The 20317-nt window shown below is 71.6% G+C and carries 15 protein-coding genes; 1 reads left to right on the forward strand and 14 read right to left on the reverse strand.

The window, feature by feature from the left end:
* Complete coding sequence (locus AB0I06_RS03000) at positions 1-1392, forward strand: OFA family MFS transporter (protein WP_363116946.1); 1392 nt, start codon at positions 1-3, stop codon at positions 1390-1392.
* 67 nt (positions 1393-1459) lie between these two features.
* On the opposite strand, the gene AB0I06_RS03005 is transcribed toward AB0I06_RS03000, so the two are convergent.
* The 14 genes from AB0I06_RS03005 to AB0I06_RS03070 all read right to left on the reverse strand — a co-directional run bounded on the left by AB0I06_RS03005 (position 1460) and on the right by AB0I06_RS03070 (position 20248).
* Positions 1460-2524, reverse strand: coding sequence for a sugar phosphate isomerase/epimerase (locus AB0I06_RS03005; protein WP_363116947.1), 1065 nt, complete (start codon positions 2522-2524; stop codon positions 1460-1462).
* Positions 2525-2604: 80 nt separating this feature from the next.
* A complete protein-coding gene (locus AB0I06_RS03010; RefSeq protein WP_363116948.1) occupies positions 2605-4053 on the reverse strand; it encodes a nucleotide pyrophosphatase/phosphodiesterase family protein in 1449 nt (482 codons plus the stop codon).
* The gene (gene eboE / locus AB0I06_RS03015) at positions 4050-5219 is read right to left on the reverse strand and encodes a metabolite traffic protein EboE (RefSeq protein WP_363116949.1); all 1170 of its coding nucleotides are present in this window, start codon (positions 5217-5219) and stop codon (positions 4050-4052) included. The genes AB0I06_RS03010 and eboE overlap by 4 nt, the downstream gene beginning before the upstream one ends.
* A gap of 3 nt (positions 5220-5222) precedes the next feature.
* Positions 5223-6134: a TatD family hydrolase gene (locus AB0I06_RS03020; RefSeq protein ID WP_363116950.1), complete on the reverse strand. Its 912-nt coding sequence runs from the start codon at positions 6132-6134 to the stop codon at positions 5223-5225.
* Positions 6134-6922, reverse strand: a complete 789-nt coding sequence (locus AB0I06_RS03025) for an EboA domain-containing protein (protein WP_363116951.1) — start codon at positions 6920-6922, stop codon at positions 6134-6136. The genes AB0I06_RS03020 and AB0I06_RS03025 overlap by 1 nt, the downstream gene beginning before the upstream one ends.
* On the reverse strand, positions 6919-7980 hold the full coding sequence (locus tag AB0I06_RS03030; protein WP_363116952.1) for a sugar phosphate isomerase/epimerase family protein: 1062 nt from the start codon (positions 7978-7980) through the stop codon (positions 6919-6921). The genes AB0I06_RS03025 and AB0I06_RS03030 overlap by 4 nt, the downstream gene beginning before the upstream one ends.
* Complete coding sequence (locus AB0I06_RS03035) at positions 7977-8945, reverse strand: SCO3242 family prenyltransferase (protein ID WP_363116953.1); 969 nt, start codon at positions 8943-8945, stop codon at positions 7977-7979. The genes AB0I06_RS03030 and AB0I06_RS03035 overlap by 4 nt, the downstream gene beginning before the upstream one ends.
* Positions 8946-9010: 65 nt before the next feature.
* Entirely contained in the window at positions 9011-10429 is a 1419-nt protein-coding gene (locus AB0I06_RS03040) for an inositol-3-phosphate synthase (RefSeq protein ID WP_363116954.1), read from the reverse strand.
* 82 nt (positions 10430-10511) lie between these two features.
* A complete protein-coding gene (locus AB0I06_RS03045; RefSeq protein WP_363116955.1) occupies positions 10512-14234 on the reverse strand; it encodes a ThuA domain-containing protein in 3723 nt (1240 codons plus the stop codon).
* A gap of 140 nt (positions 14235-14374) precedes the next feature.
* Complete coding sequence (locus tag AB0I06_RS03050) at positions 14375-15373, reverse strand: sugar phosphate isomerase/epimerase family protein (protein WP_363117030.1); 999 nt, start codon at positions 15371-15373, stop codon at positions 14375-14377.
* A 13-nt stretch (positions 15374-15386) separates the two neighbouring features.
* Entirely contained in the window at positions 15387-16598 is a 1212-nt protein-coding gene (locus tag AB0I06_RS03055) for a Gfo/Idh/MocA family oxidoreductase (protein WP_363116956.1), read from the reverse strand.
* A gap of 55 nt (positions 16599-16653) precedes the next feature.
* Positions 16654-17700 carry a substrate-binding domain-containing protein gene (locus tag AB0I06_RS03060; protein ID WP_363116957.1) on the reverse strand — a complete coding sequence of 349 codons (1047 nt, stop codon included), beginning with the start codon at positions 17698-17700 and terminating at the stop codon, positions 16654-16656.
* Positions 17701-17717: 17 nt separating this feature from the next.
* Positions 17718-18734, reverse strand: coding sequence for an ABC transporter permease (locus tag AB0I06_RS03065; protein ID WP_363116958.1), 1017 nt, complete (start codon positions 18732-18734; stop codon positions 17718-17720).
* Positions 18731-20248 (reverse strand): sugar ABC transporter ATP-binding protein, encoded by a 1518-nt coding sequence (locus AB0I06_RS03070; protein ID WP_363116959.1) that lies wholly within the window; start codon positions 20246-20248, stop codon positions 18731-18733. The genes AB0I06_RS03065 and AB0I06_RS03070 overlap by 4 nt, the downstream gene beginning before the upstream one ends.
* Between the last annotated feature and the right edge of the window lie 69 nt (positions 20249-20317).

Below are 20317 nucleotides of genomic sequence, written 5' to 3' on the forward strand. Positions count from 1 at the left end.
ATGACGGCAGATCCGTACGAAGCAAGCACCTCCCCCTTACCCTCCGGCGCCGCACACCGTCCCTACCGCGAGGTGACCGATCCGCACGGCCGCGTCTACCGCGTCGGCGAGACCGACCGCGACATCCTCGGCCACTCCCGCAAGATCATGGTGTATCTGCCGTGGACCGCCATGATGGCCATCAGCGTCTTCGAGTACGCGTACGGCTCCGCGGAGGACACCCTGTCCCACGCGCACGGCTGGACGCAGAGCAACACCTTCTGGATCCTCAGCGTCTGGGTGTTCTTCCAGGCCGGCATCGCCTTCCCGGCGGGCTGGCTGCGGGAGAAGGGCCATCTGTCGGCCCGCTCGGCCATGTACCTCGGGTCGGGACTGTGCCTGCTGGGGTTCCTGGCCCTGTCGCACCTGAGCAACGTGCTGTCGGCCATCCTCGGCTTCGGCGTGGTCGGCGGGATCGGCGCCGGGCTCGTCTACGCCACCTGCATCAACATGGTCGGCAAGTGGTTCCCGGAGCGGCGCGGCGCCCGTACCGGGTTCGTCAACGGAGGGTTCGCGTACGGGTCTCTGCCGTTCATCTTCATCTTCAACTACGGCTTCGACACGACGAACTACCACCGGGTCCTGGACCTCATCGGCTGCTACGTGATGATCGTGGTCGTGGCCTGCGCGTTCTTCTTCAAGGATCCGCCGAAGAACTGGTGGCCGGCGGACATCGACCCGCTGACCTTCTCCGGCGACCGGAAGAACGCCGCGAGCCTGGCCAAGAACCCCCCGGCGGTACGGCAGTACACCCCGAAGGAGGCCCTCCGCACGGGCATGCTGCCGCTGATGTGGATCTCGGTGGTGATGACCGCCGGCGTGTCGATCTTCGGCATCTCCTTCCAGGTCGACTTCGCCAGGGACGTGGGCTTCGGCCCGCTGGTGGCGGCGTCGTCGATGGGCGTGATGGCCGTCGTCAACGGCGTCGGCCGGGGCGTGGTGGGCTGGCTGTCCGACCGGTGGGGCCGCAAGCCGACGCTGGTGTTCGTCATCGTCGTGCTGGGCCTCGCCCAGTTCGGCATCATCTGGGCGGGTGACCTGAAGAGCGAGTGGCTGTTCCTGTTCTTCGCGTTCCTGTCCGGTTTCGGCGGCGGCGCGTTCTACCCGCTGTTCGCGGCGCTCACCCCGGATTACTTCGGGGAGAACTACAACGCCACCAACTACGGGCTGGTCTACAGCGGCAAGCTGATCAGCGGCCTGTTCGGCGGTGGGCTGGGCTCGATGGTGGTCGCGGCCTGGGGCTACAACGGCGCGTACGCGCTCGCCGGGGGCGTGTCGATGCTCGCGGCGGTGGTCGCGCTGCTGCTGCGCCAGCCGGGACGCGCGCCGGCACGGCCGCAGACGGTGGGCTGAGGCCCGGCCCACCCATGAGGAGGCCCCTCCCCGACCGGGGAGGGGCCTCCTCATGTTTGTACGTCCGTCAGCACTTCTCCCTCAGGGAGTGCAGGTGCGCGCTGGAGCGGCGGGCGAACGAGAAGGAGTCGGCCGGGTTGTCGTGCTCGGCCTGCCAGTGGTGGGCCAGACGGTGGCCCCGCAGCCGGGTCACGGCGGAGATGAACCGCCGGTAGTCGATGTCGCCGTCGCCGACGTCCGTCATGCGGTAGCCGTACGGGTTCGACGGGTCGCTCTCGCCGTCCTTGACGTGGAACAGCGGGTAGCGGTCGGGCCGTCGCAGGACGTAGTCCAGCGGCTCGAACGGTGCGGGGGTGCCGTCGGGCCGCTTGGAGAAGCGGAACTGGCCGACGTACGCCCAGTAGATGTCCATCTCCAGGTGGACCAGGTCCGGGTCGGTCTCCTTGAGCAGGAGGTCGTAGAGGCGGACCTTGGGGTTGTCGGTGGCGAAGGAGAACTCCTCGGAGTGGTTGTGCTGGTAGAACTTCATGCCGCGCGCCCTCGCCGCCGCGCCGTAGGTGTTGAAGTCCTCGGCGGCGCGCTTCCAGGCGTCGACGGTCGAGCCGTAGCGGAACGGGCCGGAGGCCGTGCCGATGTGCTTGAGGCCGAGGGCCTGGGCGTCGTCGAGGACCTTGGTGAGGTTCTGGGCGAAGGTGTAGGCGTTCGGGTCGTCGGAGTAGTAGCCGACGTGGCTGCCGATCGGGTTCAGGCCGTGGTCGCGGGCCAGCCGCTTGAGCTGGGCGAGCGTGATGGGGCCGGCCGCCCCCTGGGTGTACCCGGCGAACTCCACCTCGTCGTAGCCGTACCGTTCCAGTTCGGCGAAGACGGGGCCGAAGCCGAGGGTGGAGACCTTGTCGCGCAGGCTGTAGAGCTGGATGCCGAGGCGGCCGGGCGGCAGCACGGGTCGGCCCCGTCCCTTGGTACCGGACGCGGTGGCGGGCGTGGCGCTGCCGTTGGCGGCGGTGGTGGCGGCGTGCGCCGGGGTCGCGGCGCCGAGCAGGGCGGCGGCGGTGGCACCGGCGGCCACACCGAGCATGCCTCGTCTGCTCAGGCGCAGGCCGAGCTCGGGGTCGGGCCGGGAGAAGCGGCTCATGCGGGAACTCCTCGTGATCGCGGGGCGTTGTCAGTGGTGAGTGCTTCACTTGTGACCAGTCGGTGCCGAGGGCTGTGACCTCAGGCGAGACCGGCGAGTCGGAGCAGCAGTGACTTCACATCGGTGGCCGCGACGCGGTCGCCGACAGCACGGGGGGTGGAGCAGATGAGGAGCGGACCGTCGTCGTCGCTCTGCGGAAGGCGGCCGTGGCTGCCTCGAATAGGTGAGGGGTCCAGGGGCACGACCGCCATGCGGTAGCGCAGGCCGAGCTTCTTGCGCGCCAGGGCGGTGGCCGCCTTGACCTTGACGTAGGGGTCGAGGGGATCCATGAAGAGTTCGACCGGGTCGTAGCCGGGTTTGCGGTGGATCTCGACCAGTTGCGCGAAGTCGGGCGCGCGGTCGTCGTCGAGCCAGTAGTAGTACGTGAACCAGGCGTCGGGTTCCGCCACGGCGACGAGTTCGCCCGCGCGCGGATGGTCGAGGTGATGGCTCTTCTTGCCCTCGTCGTCGAGGAGTTGGGCGATGCCGGGCAGGCCGTCGAGTGCCGCTCGTGTGGCGTCGAGGTCCTCGGGGCGGCGCACGTAGACATGGGCGATCTGGTGGTCGGCGACCGCGAAGGCACGGGACGCCATCGGGTCGAGGTACTCCATGCCGTCCTGCGTGTGCACCTCCAGCAGCCCGGCCCGGCGCAGGGCGCGGTTGATGTCGACGTGCCGGTTCACGCGGGTGATGCCGTACTCGGACAGGGCGACGACGGTACGGCCCTCGGCGCGGGCGTCGTCCAGCAGCGGGGCGAGGGCGGCGTCCAGGTCGGTGGCCGCCTTCAGGGAGCGCGGGTCGTCGGGGCCGAAGCGCTGCAGGTCGTAGTCGAGGTGGGGGAGGTAGCAGAGCGTCAGGTCGGGGTGGCGGGTGCGGTTGATGTGGCGGGTCGCGTCGATGATCCACCGGCTGGAGACGAGGTCGGCTCCCGGACCCCAGAAGTGGAAGAGGGGGAATGTGCCGAACCGCTCGGTGAGTTCGTCGTGGAGTGCGGCCGGCCGGGTGTAGCAGTCGGGTTCCTTGCGGCCGTCGGCGTAGTAGACCGGGCGGGGGGTGACGGTGATGTCGGTGTCGGCGCCCATGGCGTACCACCAGCAGATGTTGGCGACGGTGTAGCCGGGGTGGGCGCGGCGGGCGGCGTCCCAGATCTTGTCGCCGGCCACCAGACCGTTGTGCTGGCGCCACAGCAGGACGTCGCCGAGTTCGCGGAAGTACCAGCCGTTGCCGACGATGCCGTGCTCCGAGGGCATGGTGCCGGTGAGGAAGGTGGACTGGGCGGCGCAGGTGACGGCGGGCAGGACGGTCCCGAGCGGGGCGTGGGAGCCGTTTTGGCCCAGCGTCTTGAGGTGGGGCATGTGGTCGAGGAGACGGGGGGTGAGGCCTACGACGTCGAGGACGAGGAGCGGTGTGGGGCGGTCCGTGGTGGCCGGTGGCGGGGAGGCCGGGTCAGCGGCGGCCGGGTCCGGGTGCTCCTTGGGGCCGGTGCTCATGGCAGCTCCTTCAGGCCGAGGTCCGTCAGCAGGTCGCGGGCGAGGGTGAGTTCGGCGGCGATGCCCTCGGCGAGCTGGGCGCGGCCCTTGGGGCGCAGCTCGGGTGGGAGGGCCTGCCAGGTGTAGGTCTCGACCTCCAGGTGGCGGGTGAGCGGGGCCGGGCCGCCGACGAGCCGGGTGAGTGCGGATTTCAGGACCGGGAGGGTGGAGGTGAGGGGCGCGGCGGGGGCCGCGTGCAGCGGGACGTGGAAGTGCGCCCGCCAGGGCGAGGCGTCCGGCAGGGCGTGGTCGGCGAGGGCCTCGTCGAGGTCGTCGGTGGCGCGCAGACCGGCGGCGGTGGCCGTGCGGGTCTGGTGCAGGAAGCGGGGTTCGGCGAAGGCGGCGAGCGCCTCACGCACCTCGGGGAGGTGGGGGTGTTCGGCGTGAAGGGCGGCGGAGAGCTGGGACTTGACGACGGGAACGCGGGCTGTGGTGAGCGCGTCCAGGGCGGTGTGCGGATCTTCGAAGGAGGTGGCGAGATGGCAGGTGTCGACACAGACGCCGATGCGGTCGTGGCCGATCGCGGTGAGCGGGGCGATGGCGTCGTGGGTGGTCTCGACGACGCAGCCCGGCTCCGGTTCCAGGCCGACGCGGATGGAGCGGCCGGTCAGCTCCTCCAGGGCGTCGAGGCGTTCGGCGAGGGCGCGCAGCGCGGTGTGGGCGGTCCGCGCGCGCTCGTCGTCGTACGCGGTGCGCCAGGCGAGGGGCAGGGTGGAGATGGTCCCGTCGGTGACGTCCTCGGGGAGCAGCCCGGCGAGGACACGGGCGAGGGCGGCGGTGTGGTCGAGGCGTTCCGGGTCGGCCCAGTCCGGCTTGTACACGCGGTACTTGACCTCCTCGGCGCCGAAGCCCTCATAGGGGAAGCCGTTGAGGGTGACGACCTCGAGGCCGCGCCGGTCGAGTTCGGTGCGCAGCCCGCGCAGTGCGGCCGGGTCGGTGACGAGGGCGTGGGCGGCGTCCTTGGCGAGCCACAGCCCGATGCCGAGCCGGTCGCGGCCCAGGCGCCGCCGGACGGGTTCGCAGTGGTCGCGGAGCTGGGCAAGGACGCCGTCCAGGGTCTCGGCAGGGTGGACGTTGGTGCAGTAGGCGAGGTGGACGGTGGAGCCGTCGGGGTGGCGGAAGCGCATGACTCACGCCTCCGCGGCGGGGACGCGGACCGGGGCGCCGGGATCCCTCTCCGGCACGTGCGGCTCCTTGGGGACGCCGCGGAGGATGGAGTTGCCCTCGTGGGTGGCCTCCGTGCCCGTGACGTCGAGGCGCAGCCGGCCGCTGAGCCCGTAGAAGGCGACGGGGTTGCGCCACAGCACCTGGTCGACGTCGTCCTCGTCGAAGCCCTCGGCCAGCATCAGGTCCCCGACCTTGCGGGTCTTGAGGGGGTCGCTCTTGCCCCAGTCGGCGGCGGAGTTCACCAGGATCCGCTCGGTTCCGTGGGCACGCAGGATCGCGACCATGCGCGCCTCGTCCATCTTGGTGTCCGGATAGACGGAGAAGCCCAGCCAGCAGCCGCTGTCCCTGGCCTCCTTGACGGTGGTCTCGTTGAGGTGGTCGACCAGGACCCGGTCCGTGGCCAGGGCGGACTCCCGGACGACGTCGAGGGTGCGACGCAGCCCGGCGAGCTTGTCGCGGTGGGGGGTGTGCACGAGGGCCGGCAGGCCGTGGTCGGCGGCGAGCTGGAGCTGCGCGGCGAGGGCGGTGTCCTCGGCGGGGGTCATGGAGTCGTAGCCGATCTCCCCGACCGCCACCACGTTGTCCTTGACGAGATACCGGGGCAGTTCGTCGAGGACGGGCGCGCAGCGCGGGTCGTTCGCCTCCTTGGGGTTGAGGGCGATGGTGCAGTGGTGGGCGATGCCGTACTGGGCGGCGCGGAAGGGCTCCCAGCCCAGGAGGGCGTCGAAGTAGTCACGGAAGGAGGCGGGCGAGGTGCGCGGCTGGCCGAGCCAGAAGGACGGCTCGACGACGGCGCGGACACCGGCGGCGTACATGGCCTCGTAGTCGTCGGTGGTCCGGGAGGTCATGTGGATGTGGGGGTCGAAGATGCGCATCAGGACTCCTTGCCGTGGGGGTGGTCCGGGCCCGGGGCGGGGGTCGCGGACTCGGTCAGGTCCAGGACGCGGTACAGGTCCTCGGGGACGGGCCGGCCGGCGGCGGTGCGCTCGGCGGCGTAGTCGCCCAGCATGCGGGCCAGTTCACCGTCGCCGCGGGCCCGTCGGGGCAGGTCCGCTACGTGGTCGGCGGACACGCCGGTGAACAGGCACTTCAGCACGGCGTGACGCCAGGCATGGGCGTCCAGGTGCCGGGCGGCGTAGGGGCCGACGGCGGCGCTGAGGAGGCGGGTGTCGTTGGTGCGCAGGGCGTCCTCGACGAGCGGGAGCGCGTCCGGGCCGGACACCAGGTGGGGTAGGGCGTGCAGCACGGCTCGGCGTTCGTCGGCGGTGCCCTGGAAGTACACCCGGGTCAGGGCGTCGGTGCCGGCGCGGGCCGCGTCGAGGATGAGCACGCGCGCGGCGTCGGCGTGCGCGGGCCCGCAGTGCCGGCCGGCTTCGGCCAGACGCAGCTCCCACACGGAGATGGGCCCATGGAGGCCGGGATGGGAGGCGGCCTCGTCGAGGGCGTGGTCGAGCCAGGTGCGGGCGGCCGGGTCGAGGTGGGTGGCGAGATGGTGGCGGAGGTCCGTGAGCGAGGGGGTGGGGCTGGTGTCCCGGAGGGAGGTGCGGGGCCGGGTCTCGCTCTGGGCCCGGGCGGTCCGGCCGGGGTCCTGGAGGTGGCGGGCGCTCCGGCTGCTGTCGGTGTGTTCCGTGCTCGCCGCTGGTGTGAAGCGGGGTCGGGTCATCTGGTGCTGCTCCCCTCATGGGTGGTGGAGGGAGCGCCGTGGGGTGGCGCGGCCTGCTGGAGGGCCGGAGCGGGGTGGGGCGGCTCGGCGGCCGCGGTCCGCTCGGCGTGGCGGAGGAACGGGAGGGAGTGTTCCGCGAAGCGGGGGCCGGCGTGGGAGTGACGGGGCAGTTCGACGACGGTCAGGCCCTGGTAGCCGGTGGCGGCGAGGGCCGCCAGGACCGGCGGGAAGTCGATCTCGCCGTCCCCGAAGGGGAGGTGTTCGTGGGCGCCGCGCCGCATGTCCTCGATCTGGACGTGCCGCAGCCAGGGTGCGGCGGCGCGCACGCAGTCGGCCGGCGGGAGGGGTTCGAGGCACTGGCAGTGGCCGATGTCCAGGGTGAGGCCGAGGGGTTCGGGGTCGCCGAGGACGCCGCGCAGCCGGTGGAAGTCGGCCAGGGTGGCCAGGAGGTGGCCCGGCTCGGGTTCGACGGCGAGCGGGATGTCCGCACGGGCGGCGGCGTCCAGGACGGGGGTGAGGGTCTCGGCGAGGCGCTTCCACGCGGTGTCCGTGTCGGTGGCCTCGGGGACGACTCCGCTGAAGCAGTGGACGGCGTGGGCCCCCAGGTCGGCGGCGACCCGGACGGCCCGGACGAGGAGGTCGACGCGGCGGGCCCGGTCGTCGGGGTCCCGGTCCAGCAGGGAGGGCCCGTGCTTGCGGCGCGGGTCGAGTACATAGCGGGCGCCCGTCTCGATCGTGACGCCGAGTCCGAGCGCGTCCAACCGGTGCGCGACATGGCGGGTGCGGGCGGCGAGGTCAGGGGCCAGCGGGTCGAGGTGCATGTGGTCGAGGGTCAGTCCCACCCCGTCGTAGCCGAGGTCGGCGAGGAGGGAGAGCGCGTCGTCGAGCCGGAGATCGGCGAGTCCGTTGGTGCCGTAGCCGAAGCGCAGGGAGGGGAGGGCGCCGGGTGGGGTGGAGGCGGGGTGAGGTGAGGCGGGGTGGGGCGAGGCGGTGGAGTGGGTGCCGGGTGCGGGAGCGCCTCCGGTTCGGCTCTCGGCGGCGCGGGCGGCGGGGATCATGTGACGCTCACCTTCTTCGCGAACCGCGCTCCGAGCGGGGCGAGGGCGGCGACGAGGAGGGCGGACGCCGTGGCCCGGGACCGCGCGGCGAGAGCGGCCTGGAGAGGGACGGTGGCGCGGATGCCGGCGCCGACGGCGTGTTGGGTGAGAGGAGGTGAGGGGTTCAGGGCGGCGTGGAAGCAGGGACGGGCGATCGTGGCGGCGTAGGCGGTTGCCAGGGCCGCGGTGAGCAGTGCTGCCGGCTCCTGCCGGGGATGCCCGGCGGCTCTGGGGCGCGTCGGCCCATGGGCCATGGCCTGCCGATGGTCGGTCGTCGCAGGGCTGGGGTGACGTGTCACCAGCCGGCTCAGCAGCGCGGTCGTCGCGAGGGCCGCCAGGGGAGGCAGGGGCGAGCCGCCCTGCGCCTCCTGGCGGGAGACCGTCGTGACGGCCAGGGTGTGGGTGCCGAGCAGGGCGGCGGAGGGCAGGGCCTTTCGGGTGCGGCCTGCGGTGGCGGCGGCCCCCAGGAGCAGATCGAGACCCCGGGCCGCGCCCATGGCCACGGGTCCGGCGGGCGTGTGCTTCAGACCGAGGTCGTACGCCCACACGGTCACCGCCAGGGGTGTGGCGACGGCCAGGGCCGGGCGGCCCGCGCGGGCGGCCAGGGCCAGTCCGGCCGTGGTGAGGTCGCAGGCCGCCGTGAGGGCGGCGGCGGGGCGGACTCGGCCGGAGGGCAGGGGGCGGTGGGGGCGTTCGACGGCGTCGACGTCCCGATCGGCCCAGTCGTTGAGGGCCATTCCGGCCTCGTACAGGCAGAGGGAGGAGGCGATGGCGTACAGCGTGCGCGAGTTGGGGGGCGTGCCGGTCGCGGCCGCGCCCGCCAGGGCGTCTCCCGGGACGCTGAACAGGGCTGGCAGGCGCAGGAGTTCGGCCCAGGCGCGGCCTCGGTGCGAGCGAGGGGTGCTCGGGCGGGGGGCCGTGTCCACCGTGGTGTCCTCAGGGGAGGTTGTGGACGCCCCGGCGGAGTCTTTGCACGTGCTCCGGCGCAGCGTCACAGGGTGTCTCCTGTCTCCTCGGCGCCCCGGACCGACCGCGTGCGCCTGCCTTCGGCGCTCCTCACCGACTCCGTACGCCTGCGCTCAATGTCCTCCACCGGACCCGCGCCCCTGCCTTCGGCGTCCCGCACCGACCCGTCGCGCCCGTCTTCGGCGTCCTCCACCGGACCCGTGCCCCCGCCCTCGGGGTCCCGCACCGGCCCCGCGCCCCTGCGCTCGGCATCCCCCACCGACCCCGCACCCCTGCCCTCGGCGGCATCCCCCACCGACCCCCTGTCGCTGCCTTCGCCGTCGGTGGCCCCGAGGCTCCGTCCGAACCGGAGCAGCGCCTCGTACTGCTCGGACAGACCCGAGGGGCCCTCCCCCACCGGGTCCTTGAAGTAGAAGCCGAGGGCGTCGAGGGGGCCGGACCGGCCCGTCGCGTGGGCGCGGGCGGTCAGGCGGGCCAGGTCCAGCACCAGGGGTGCCGCGAGCGCCGAGTCACAGCCCTGCCAGATGGTCTGGAGAATCATGCGGGTGCCGAGGAAGCCGTCGAAGGCGATGTGGTCCCAGGCGGTCTTCCAGTCGCCGAGGGCGGGGACGTCGTCGATGTGCACCTCGCCTTCGGGGACGGCGCCGAGGGTGTCGGCGAGGACGCGTTCCTTGCCGGCGTTTTTGGCCGCGGCGGCGGCCGGGTCGGCGAGGGCGGCGCCGTCTCCGCCGCCGAGCAGGTTCGTGCCGGACCAGGCCCGGACGCTCAGCGCCCGCTGGGCGAACATCGGGCCCAGCACGGCCCGCAGCAGGGTCTGTCCGGTCTTGCCGTCCCGGCCGGCGTGCGGCAGGCCGCTGCGTTCGGCCTCACGGGCGGCGACGGGGTGGTGCATGCCTTCGGAGGGGGTGAAGTTGACGTAGGGGCAGCCCGCACGCAGGGCGGCCAGGGCGTAGAGGGTGCTGGCCGGGAGCGGGGCGCCGGGGCCTTCGGAGGCGGGTTCGGTCGAGGCGACGTTCACCACCACGGCCCGCTCCAGTGCGTGGCGGCGGACGAAGTCGCGGATGTCGTGGGCGAAGGCCGCGATCAGGTCGGCCTCGCTCCTGGTGTCCCCGGGTGTGGGACCGCCGGGCCGGATCTCCCGGTCCGCTGCCGCGAGTTCGGCGGTGACGGCGGTGGCGAGGCCGGGGGGAAGGACGCCACCGGCGGTCAGCGTCTCGGCGCGTTTGGGCAGGGGGCAGTCGAGGGTGTCGTGGCCGCCGAAGACGAGGTCGGGCAGGGCGGGCAGGCCGCTGTCGGTGAAGGCGGGGGTCTCGGTCACCATGCCGGTGGGCGGGTGCAGTCCCGCGGTGACGGCGGCGCACCCCGTGACGACGGTGGTGGCGACGGAGCCGCGGGCTCCGATCAGCCACACCCCCACGCGAGGTCGGGGAAGGGACGCGGACATGGGCAGCCTCCTGGTCGTGCGCGAACCCGGGGGGAGGGGGGAGACGGCGGGCGGGGGTCCGGCGTCCCCCGCCCGCCGCCGTTCACTGGCCCTGGACGGGCAGTTCCTTGAGCTGGATGTTGCGGAAGGAGACCTGGTCGTCGGCGCCGTGGTTCTGCAGACCGATGTAGCCGTCGGTCAGGCTCCGCTGGGGGTCCTTGTTGGTGAAGTCGTTGATCTTGACTCCGTTGAGGAACACCTGGAGGCGTTCGCCCTGGACCTTGATCTCGTAGGAGTTCCACTGGCCGGGGGGCCGCAGAACCTGGTCACGGGCCTTGATGTTGGCCGACTTGAAGGAGTAGACGGAGCCCGTGGTGCGGTCGGGCGCGTCCGTGGCGTCGATCTGGATCTCGTAGCCCTTGTTCACCGCGGACCAGGGGTCGTCGGAGGCCGGGAAGCCCACGAAGATCCCGGAGTTGTCGTCGCCCCGCATCTTCCAGTCGAGCTTCAGCGAGTACGACTTGAGCTCCTTGGCCTGGTACCAGAGCAGGCCCATGCCGCCCTCGGACTCCATCACGCCGTCCTTGACGGTGAACTTGCCGGGTCCGGCCTGCTTCCAGCCGTCCAGGGTCTGGCCGTTGAAGATCTTCCGGTAGTCCTTGCTCGGCTTGCAGTCCGCCTTTACCTGGCCGGTGGCGTACCGCAGGCCGCCGAGCAGGTGGGCGCGGAAGGCCTCGTCGGCATAGGACTCCTTGGTGTGGCCGCCGCCGGTGTAGAAGGAGCGGCCGCCGCCGTAGCTCTGGCACCAGGCGATCGGGTGGTCGCCCTTCATGGTGCCGCCCTGGTAGGTGGTCTCGTCCAGGGTGGCCAGGACCTTGGCCTGCTCACGGGGGTTGGTGCGGTAGTTGTACCACTCGTCGGTGCGCTCCCAGGTGTCGCCCAGGTGCGCGGTGGACGGGTGGTCGTGGTCCTCGACGCGGACGGTGGCCTTCTGGATGGCCGGGTGCGAGTGGAAGTAGGCGCCGACGAGGCCGCCGTAGAACTCCCAGTCGTACTCGGTGTCGGCCGCCGCGTGGATGCCCATGTACCCGCCGCCGCCCGCCACATAGTCCTCGAACGCCTTCTGCTGCCCGGCGTCGAGCACGTCGCCGGTGGTGGACAGGAAGGCGACCGCGTCGTACTTGGCGAGGTTGGTGGTGGTGAACTGCCGGGCCTCCTCGGTGGCGTCGACCGTGATGCCGGCCGGGCCGCCGAGCTCCTTCAGGGCGGCGATGCCGGCCGGGATGGAGTCGTGCCGGAAGCCCGCGGTCTTGGAGAACACCAGGACCTTCTTGCCGCCCTTGAACGGCTCCTTGGAGAACTCGAAGTCGTCCACGTCGAACAGCGCGCCCTCGCCGCCCTTGAAGACCAGGTAGATGTCGGTGGTCTTCTTCGGCAGCGACCTCAGCGGCACGTCGACGTTCTGGAAGGTCTCCCAGCCGCCGGTCGGCGGGATGTACGCCGAGCCGTGCAGCGGTCCCTCCGGCGAGCCGGTGCGCAGCTCGACGAAGCCGCCCGCGCCGCCGGAGGAGGCCCGTACGGTCAGCTTCTTCTGCCCGTCGAACCGGTAGGGGGTGAAGGAGATCCAGTCGCCGTCGTTGATGTCGCCGACGGTCTTGCCGCCGTGGGCGCCGGTCTTGTCGATGACGGAGACGCCGGACTGGGTGGTGAAGTGCTCGCCCTGGCGGTGCAGCGGCTGCAGGACGGTGCGGGCGGTGCCGGTGAGCTCCTCCTGGCCGTTGGCGCCGCCGTCGGTGTAACTGGCGCCGACGACACCGTAGATGTTGGCGTTGGGGTCGTGGCCGCCGTCACCGGCGGGCGGCTTCAGGGTGCCCTCGCAGCCCATCTCGCTGGTCAGCTCGTGGGCGTGGGAGTCGTGGCCGAGGCTGTAGGTGACCTTGACCTTGGAACAGTCGACGCTCTCCTCGGGGTCGGTGACCTTCACCTTGAACGGGACGGGCTGTCCGAAGGCGGCCAGGGTGCCGTTGCCCGGGGTCTCGATCGTCACCTTGGGCTCGGTGTTGCCGACCACGATCCGGACGCTGGCGTTTCCCGTGTTGCCCTCGGGGTCCTTGGCGGTGAAGGTGGCGCTGTAGGTGCCGACCTTCTTGTACCGGTGGGTGGGGTTGAGGCCCTCGCCCGTGGTGCCGTCGCCGAAGTCCCAGCTGTAGGTGAGGTTCGGGGAGTCGGCGTCCTTCGCGGAGGCGGTGAACGTCACCTTCAGGCCCGCCGCTCCGGACGTCTTGTCGGCGCTCACCTCGGCGATCGGGGAGAAGCCGTCCTCGGCGTTCTCGATGCGGTACAGCGCGGAGTGCTCGTCGCCCTGGAACCAGGAGACGCCGTAGTCGAGGACGTAGAGCGCGCCGTCGGGGCCGAACTCCATGTCCATGATCTGGGTGCCGGTCCACGGGAAGTCGTTGATCTTCGCGACCGCCCCGTCTTCGGTCTGCTCGATCCGCTTGATCCAGCGGCGGCCGAACTCTCCGGCGAAGAAGTCACCGTCGTAGGCCTCGGGGAACTTCACGCTGGAGTTCAGTTCGGGGTCGTAGCGGTAGACCGGGCCGGCCATCGGGGACTCGGAGCCGCTGCCGAACTCGGGCACGGAGCCGCCGTCGTAGGGGATCCAGGCGGCCTGCGCGGGCGGCAGGTCGACCAGGCCCGTGTTGTGCGGCGAGGTGTTCTTCGGAGCGGCGCAGTCGAACGTCTCGCCGGACTCCTTGGTGGCGAAGTCGTAGTCGACGTAGGGGTCGTTGTCGCCGGTGCAGAACGGCCAGCCGAAGTTGGCGGGCTTGGTCACCTTGGCGAACTCGACCTGTCCGGCCGGTCCGCGCTTGGGGTCGGCGGCGCCCGCGTCGGGGCCGTAGTCGCCGACGTAGACGATACCGGTCTTGTCGTCGACGCTCATCCGGAACGGATTGCGGAAGCCCATCGCGTAGATCTCGGGACGGGTCTTGTCGGTGCCCGGGGCGAAGAGGTTGCCCTCCGGGATCGTGTAGGAGCCGTCCTCCGCGACCTTGATGCGCAGGATCTTGCCGCGCAGGTCGTTGGTGTTGGCCGAGCTGCGGCGGGCGTCGAAGGCCGGGTTGCGGCCCGGCCGGTCGTCGATCGGGGTGTAGCCGTCGGAGGCGAAGGGGTTGGTGTCGTCGCCGGTCGACAGGTACAGGTTGCCGTCCGCGTCGAAGTCGATGTCGCCACCGACGTGGCAGCAGATGCCGCGGGAGGCCGCGACGTCCAGCACCTTCTTCTCACTGGACATGTTCAGCGTGCCGTTGGCGTTCAGGACGAAGCGCGAGAGGCGGTTGACGCCGTCGAACTTCTTGAAGTCGTCGGCGGTTCCGGTCTCGGGGGCGTCGCCCACGGGGGTGTCGAGCGGCGGCGCGTAGTAGAGGTAGATCGCCCGGTTGTTCTTGAAGTCCGGGTCGACGCCGACGCCCTGGAGGCCCTCCTCGTCGTGGTTGTAGACGTCGAGTCGGCCGGCGACCTTGGTGACACCGCCCTGGTCGGTCAGACGCAGTGTGCCGTCGCGTGCGGTGTGCAGGACGCTGCGGTTCGGGAGTACGGCGAGCGACATCGGCTCGCCCGTCTCGGGCGCGCCCTTGGCGAGCGGCACCTGCTGGAACTGCCCTTCGGCGGCTGCCGGTTCGTCGTATCCGGGATGCCCGGGGTGGGCGCCGGCGACGGTGGCGGGGGTACCGACGGCGAGAAGCAGGCCGGTGAACAGGGCGACGGTGGTGCGAAGTCCGCTGCGCCTGGGGGTGCGGGTGCTTCTGGGTCTGGTTCTGTGCACGAGGTCCCTCCGGGAACGGGGTGGCCGTACGGGGTGGGTGCGTGGACGTGCGGTGCGGGCGCCGGGGTGCGACGTCACCCCGGAGGTGTGTGTCCTGGACGCATCCGGCAGGGTGGTCGCGTCCTGGGGAAAGCCGTGGGTCAGCTGTTGAACGCGGCGTCGAAGGACGCGCCGGGCGGATCGAAGTCGAAGCCCTTGAGGCGGGTCAGCGCCTCGGGGGCGCCTTGCAGCCGGTCCATGCCGGCGTCCTCCCACTCGACCGAGATCGGGCCCTGGTAGTCGATGGAGCGCAGCATCCGGAAGACGTCCTCCCAGGGGACGTCTCCGTGCCCGGCGGAGACGAAGTCCCAGCCGCGCCGCGGGTCGCCCCAGGGCAGATGGGAGCCGAGCCGGCCGTTGCGCCCGTCCAGGCGCTTGCGGGCCTCCTTGCAGTCGACGTGGTAGATCCGGTCGCGGAAGTCCCACAGGAAGCCGACCGGGTCGAGGTCCTGCCACACGAAGTGCGAGGGGTCGAAGTTCAGGCCGAACGCCGTGCGGTTCCCGACGGCCTCCAGGGCGCGCTGCGTCGTCCAGTAGTCGTAGGCGATCTCGCTGGGGTGCACCTCGTGCGCGAATCGCACGCCCTCGGCGTCGAAGACGTCCAGGATCGGGTTCCAGCGGTCGGCGAAGTCCTGATAGCCGCGTTCGATCATCGCCTCGGGCGCGGGCGGGAACATGGCGACCAGGTGCCAGATGGCGGAGCCGGTGAAGCCGATGACGGTGTCGACGCCGAAGGCGGCCGCGGCCCGCGCGGTGTCCTTCATGCGCTCGGCGGCCCGCTGCCGGACCCCTTCCGGGTCTCCGTCGCCCCAGATCGCCTCCGGCAGGATCGCCTGGTGGCGTTCGTCGATGATGGCGTCGCAGACGGCCTGACCGGCCAGGTGGTTGGAGATCGCCCAGCACTTCAGGCCGTACTTGTCGAGGAGCTGGTGCCTGGAGTCCACATAGGAGGGATCGCTCAGCGCCTTGTCGACTTCGAAGTGGTCTCCCCAGCAGGCGAGTTCGAGGCCGTCGTAGCCGAAGTCGCGGGCCAGGCGGCAGACCTCCTCCAGTGGCAGGTCCGCCCACTGGCCGGTGAACAGGGTGAAGGTGCGCGGCATCCTCATGGCCTCCTCAGACCGTGATCGGCGTGTAGACGGAGTTCTTCTCGGCGCTCTCCTCGACCGCCGCGAGCACGCGCTGCACCTGGAGCCCGTCGGCGAAGGAGGGTTCGGGGCGGCGGCCCTCGGCGATGGCGTGCACGAGGTCGCGGGCCTGGTGCACGAAGGTGTGCTCGTAGCCGAGGCCGTGACCCGGCGGCCACCAGGCGTCCAGGTAGGGGTGGTCGGGTTCGGTGACGAGGATCCGTCGGAACCCGGCCTCCGCCCCGGGCTCGGTGGCGTCGTGGAAGGACAGCTCGTTGAGGCGCTCCAGGTCGAAGGCGAGCGAGCCGCGCTCCCCGTTGAGTTCGATGCGCAGGGCGTTCTTGCGGCCGGTGGCGTAGCGGGTGGCCTCGAAGGAGGCGAGCGCGCCGGAGGGGAAGCGGGCCGTGAACAGGGCGGCGTCGTCGACGGTGACCTGACCGGTGCCCGCTGAGCTGACGGCGGACAGTCCACTGGTCGCGCCGGTGGGCAGGGGCCGTTCCCGCACGAAGGTCTCCGTCAGCGCCGAGACGCCCGCCAGCGGTTCCCCGACCAGGTACTGCGCCAGGTCGACGATGTGCGCGCCCAGGTCGCCGAGCGAGCCCGAGCCGGCCTGTTCCCTGCGCAGCCGCCAGGTCAGCGGGAACGCCGGGTCGACCAGCCAGTCCTGGAGGTACGTCACGCGCACGTGCCGCAGCCTGCCCAGGCGGCCCTCGGCGACCATGCGGCGGGCCTGGGCGGTGGCGGGCACCCGGCGGTAGTTGAAGCCGACCATCGCCAGCCGGCCGCGGGCGTGGGCCTCCTCGGCGGCCAGTGCCATCGTGGTGGCTTCCTCCACGCTGTTGGCCAGCGGCTTCTCGCACAGCACGTGCTTGCCCGCGGCCAGGGCGGCGAGCGCGATCTCGGCGTGGCTGTCGCCGGGGGTGCAGATGTCGACGAGGTCGACGTCGTCCCGTTCGACGAGGGCCCGCCAGTCGGTCTCGGTGGACTCCCAGCCGTGCCGGTCGGCCGCCGCCCGGACGGCGGTGGCGTCCCGGCCGCAGATCACCGCCTGCACCGGGTTCAGCGGCAGGTCGAAGACGCGGCCCGCGGTGCGCCAGCCCTGGGAGTGGGCGGCGCCCATGAAGGCGTAGCCCACCATCCCGACGCGCAAGGGCGGCTTGCCTTTCTCGGTCCCTTCCGACGGCTGCTGCGGCTGTCCCATACGGGTGTCCTCCTCGTCCTGGTCGGGGTGGCGCACGTGGGGGGTGCGGGGCGGCTCACTTGAAGCCGGTGGACATGTACTGGTCGACGTTGGTCTTGTCGACGACGGCCGAGTAGAGCGTGAGCGACGACGGGATCTCGAACTCGGCGAGGCCGCCGATGCCCTTGCTCTGGCCGAGTGCGCGGGCCAGGTCGATCGCGGAGGCCGCCATGGTCGGCGGGTAGAGCACGGTCGCCTTGAGGACGCCGTCGTCCTGCTTGATGGCCTGGAACGCGGACAGCGCGCCCGCGCCGCCGACCATCAGGAAGTCGTCGCGTCCGGCCTGCTCGATGGCGCGCAGCGCGCCCACGCCCTGGTCGTCGTCGTGGTTCCACAGCGCGTCGAACTTCGACTGCGCCTGGAGCAGCTGGGCCATCTTGGCCTGCCCCGACTCGACGGTGAACTCGGCGGCCTGGCGGGCGACCTTCTTGATGTTGGGGTAGTTCTTCAGGGCGTCGTCGAAGCCCTGGGTGCGCTGCTTGGTGAGCTCCAGGTTGTCCAGGCCCGCGAGTTCGATGACGCGGGCGCCGGACTTGCCCTTGAGCTTCTCGCCGATGTAGTGCCCGGCGTTCAGGCCCATGCCGTAGTTGTCGCCGCCGATCCAGCAGCGGTACGCCTGCGGGGTGTTGAAGATGCGGTCGAGGTTGACGACCGGGATGCCGGCGCGCATCGCCTTCAGGCCGACCTGGGTGAGGGCCTTGCCGTCGGCGGGCAGCACGACCAGCACGTCGACCTTCTTGTTGATGAGGGTCTCGATCTGGCCGATCTGCTGGGCGGTGTCGTTGGAGCCCTCGGTGATCTCCAGGGTGACGTCGGAGTACTTCTCGGCGCGGCTCTTGGCGTTGTCGTTGATGGCGTTCAGCCAGCCGTGGTCGGCCTGCGGTCCGGCGAAGCCGATGGTGACCTGCTTGCCGGGCCTGTCGTCGGCGGCCGGCTGATTGCTGCCGGCCGGCTCGTCCTTCGACTCGGACGGCTCGTTGCTCGTGCACCCCGTGAGGAGGGCACCGGCGGAGACGGCGGCGGCCCCGAAGAGCAGTCCTCTGCGGCTCGTGTTCTCTGGCATGGCGGGGAACCCTTTCCTCAGGTCGTGCTCGCGGTACGGCGCTGGACCAGCACGGCGGCGACGATGATCGCGCCCTTGGCGATCTGCTGGACGTCGCTCTGCAGGTTGTTCAGGGCGAAGATGTTGGTGATCGTGAAGAAGATCAGGACGCCGAGCACGGAGCCGGTGATGGTGCCGCGGCCGCCGGTGAGCAGGGTGCCGCCGATGATCGCGGCGGCGATGGCGTCGAGTTCGTAGAGGTTGCCGTTGGTGTTCTGGCCGGAGCCGGACAGGACGATCAGCAGGAAGGCCGCGATGCCGCAGCACAGCCCGGACAGCAGGTAGAGGTAGAGCCGCTGGCGGCGCACGTCGATGCCGGCGAGCCGGGCCGCCTCCGGGTTGCCTCCGACGGCGACCGTGCGGCGGCCGAAGGTGGTGCGGTTGAGCACCAGCCAGCCGATGACCGTCACCACGGCGAACACCAGGACCAGGGGCGGTACGCCGAGGACGTAGGCGTCGCGCTCCCCCAGGTCCAGGACGGACGGCACGGTGACGATCTGCGTCTTGCCGTCGGTGATCTGCAGGGCGAGTCCGCGGGCGGAGGCCAGCATGGCGAGGGTGGCGATGAACGGCACCATCGAGCCGTAGGCGATGAGCACGCCGTTGACCAGTCCGCAGCCGACTCCGACGACGATCGCCGTGAAGAGGATGCCGGCGAAGCCGTACTCCTGGGTGGCGACGGTGGTCGCCCACACCGAGGCGAGGGCGACGATCGCGCCGACCGACAGGTCGATGCCGCCGGAGATGATGACGAAGGTCATGCCGACGGTGACGACGCCGACCACGGAGGCCTGGGTGAGGACCAGTTGCAGGTTGCGGGTGTCGAGGAACTCGTCGGGCTTGGTGATGCCGCCGACGAGGATCAGCGCGGCGAGCACGCCGAGCAGGGAGAGGGTGCGGACGTCGGTGCGGGCCAGCAGGCCGCGCCAGGCCGGGGGCTGAGCCTCGGGCACCTTGGCGGTGCTGTCCCGCGGCGGGGAGACGGGCTGCGTCATGACGCCGGGCTTCCTTCCATGACCAGGTCGAGTACGCGGTGTTCGTCGAGTTCGCGCGCGGGTGCCGTGTGGACGACACGGCCCTCGCGCAGCACCAGGACGCGGTCGGCGAGGCCGAGCACCTCGGGCACCTCGCTGGAGACCAGCAGCACGGCCAGGCCCTCGTCGGCCAGCCGGCGGATCACCGCGTAGAGCTCGGCGCGGGCACCGACGTCGACGCCGCGGGTGGGTTCGTCGAGCAGCAGCACCTTGCAGCCGCGCAGCAGCCAGCGGGCCAGGACGGCCTTCTGCTGGTTGCCGCCGGACAGGGTGCGCACGGGCACGGACGGGTTGTCCGGCCGCAGCGACAGCTCACGGGTCGCGGCCCGGGCGGCACCCAGTTCGGCGCCCCGGTCGATCCAGCCGCCGCGTGCGAAGCGGGACATGGAGGACACCGACACGTTGCGGGTGACGGACTCCAGCATCAGCAGGGCCTGCGCCTTGCGTTCCTCGGGAGCGAGCCCGAGTCCGGCCCGTACGGCGGCCCGGACACTGCCCGGCTTCAAGGCCCGCCCGCCGACCAGTACTTGACCGGCCGTCGGTTTGCGGGCGCCGTAGACGGTCTCCAGGATCTCGGAGCGGCCCGAGCCGACGAGTCCGGCGAGGCCGACGATCTCGCCGGGCCGCACCTCCAGGTCGAACGGCTCGAACTCCCCGTGCCTGGACAGCCCCTGGACCCTCAGCACCGGCTCGCCGGGCGGCGGGGCGGCGGGGCGGCCGGGGAAGACGTACTCGACGTTGCGGCCCGTCATCAATGCGACGACCTCGCGCGTCGGGGTCGACTTCGCCGGGAGCCCGTTCGCCACGGCCCGGCCGTCCTTCAGGACGGTGACCCGGTCGCCGATGCGGCGGATCTCCTCCAGCCGGTGGGAGATGTAGACGACGGCGACTCCGGCGGCGGTGAGGTCACCGACGATACGGAAGAGGTTGTCCACCTCGTCCGGGTCGAGCGCTGCGGACGGTTCGTCCATCACGATGAGCCGCACGTCGTGGGAGAGCGCCCGGGCCATGGACACGATCTGCTGCTGCGCGGCCGACAGCTCTCCGACGAGCCGGGCCGGATCGATCTCGGGATGACCGAGTCGCTTGAGTATGACCGCCGTTGACGCCCTCGCGGCCTTGCCGCGGACGACGAAGCCGGCGGCGGTCGGCTCGTGCCCGAGGTGGACGTTCTCGGCGACGGAGAGGTGCTCCACCAGGTCGAGTTCCTGGTAGATGGTGGCGATGCCGAGGCGCATGGCGGCGATCGGCGAGCGGAGCGTGACCTCCTCCCCGCGCCAGCGGAGCCGGCCGGTGTCGGGCTGGTGGGCGCCGGCCAGGACTTTGATGAGGGTCGATTTGCCGGCCCCGTTCTGGCCGAGCAGACAGTGCACCTCGCCGGCCTGGACGTCGAGGTCGACGCCGTCGAGGGCCCGGACTCCGGGGAACGACTTGGTGATACGGGACATGCTGAGCAGCGGTGGTTCTGGTGCCATGAGGTCCCCTTGGCGGGCGTGCGGGCCGGTTGCAGGGCAGGGCGAAGCAGAGCGCGGTGCTGGTACGCC

Source organism: Streptomyces sp. NPDC050674 (assembly GCF_040654575.1).
Lineage (GTDB): Bacteria > Actinomycetota > Actinomycetes > Streptomycetales > Streptomycetaceae > Streptomyces.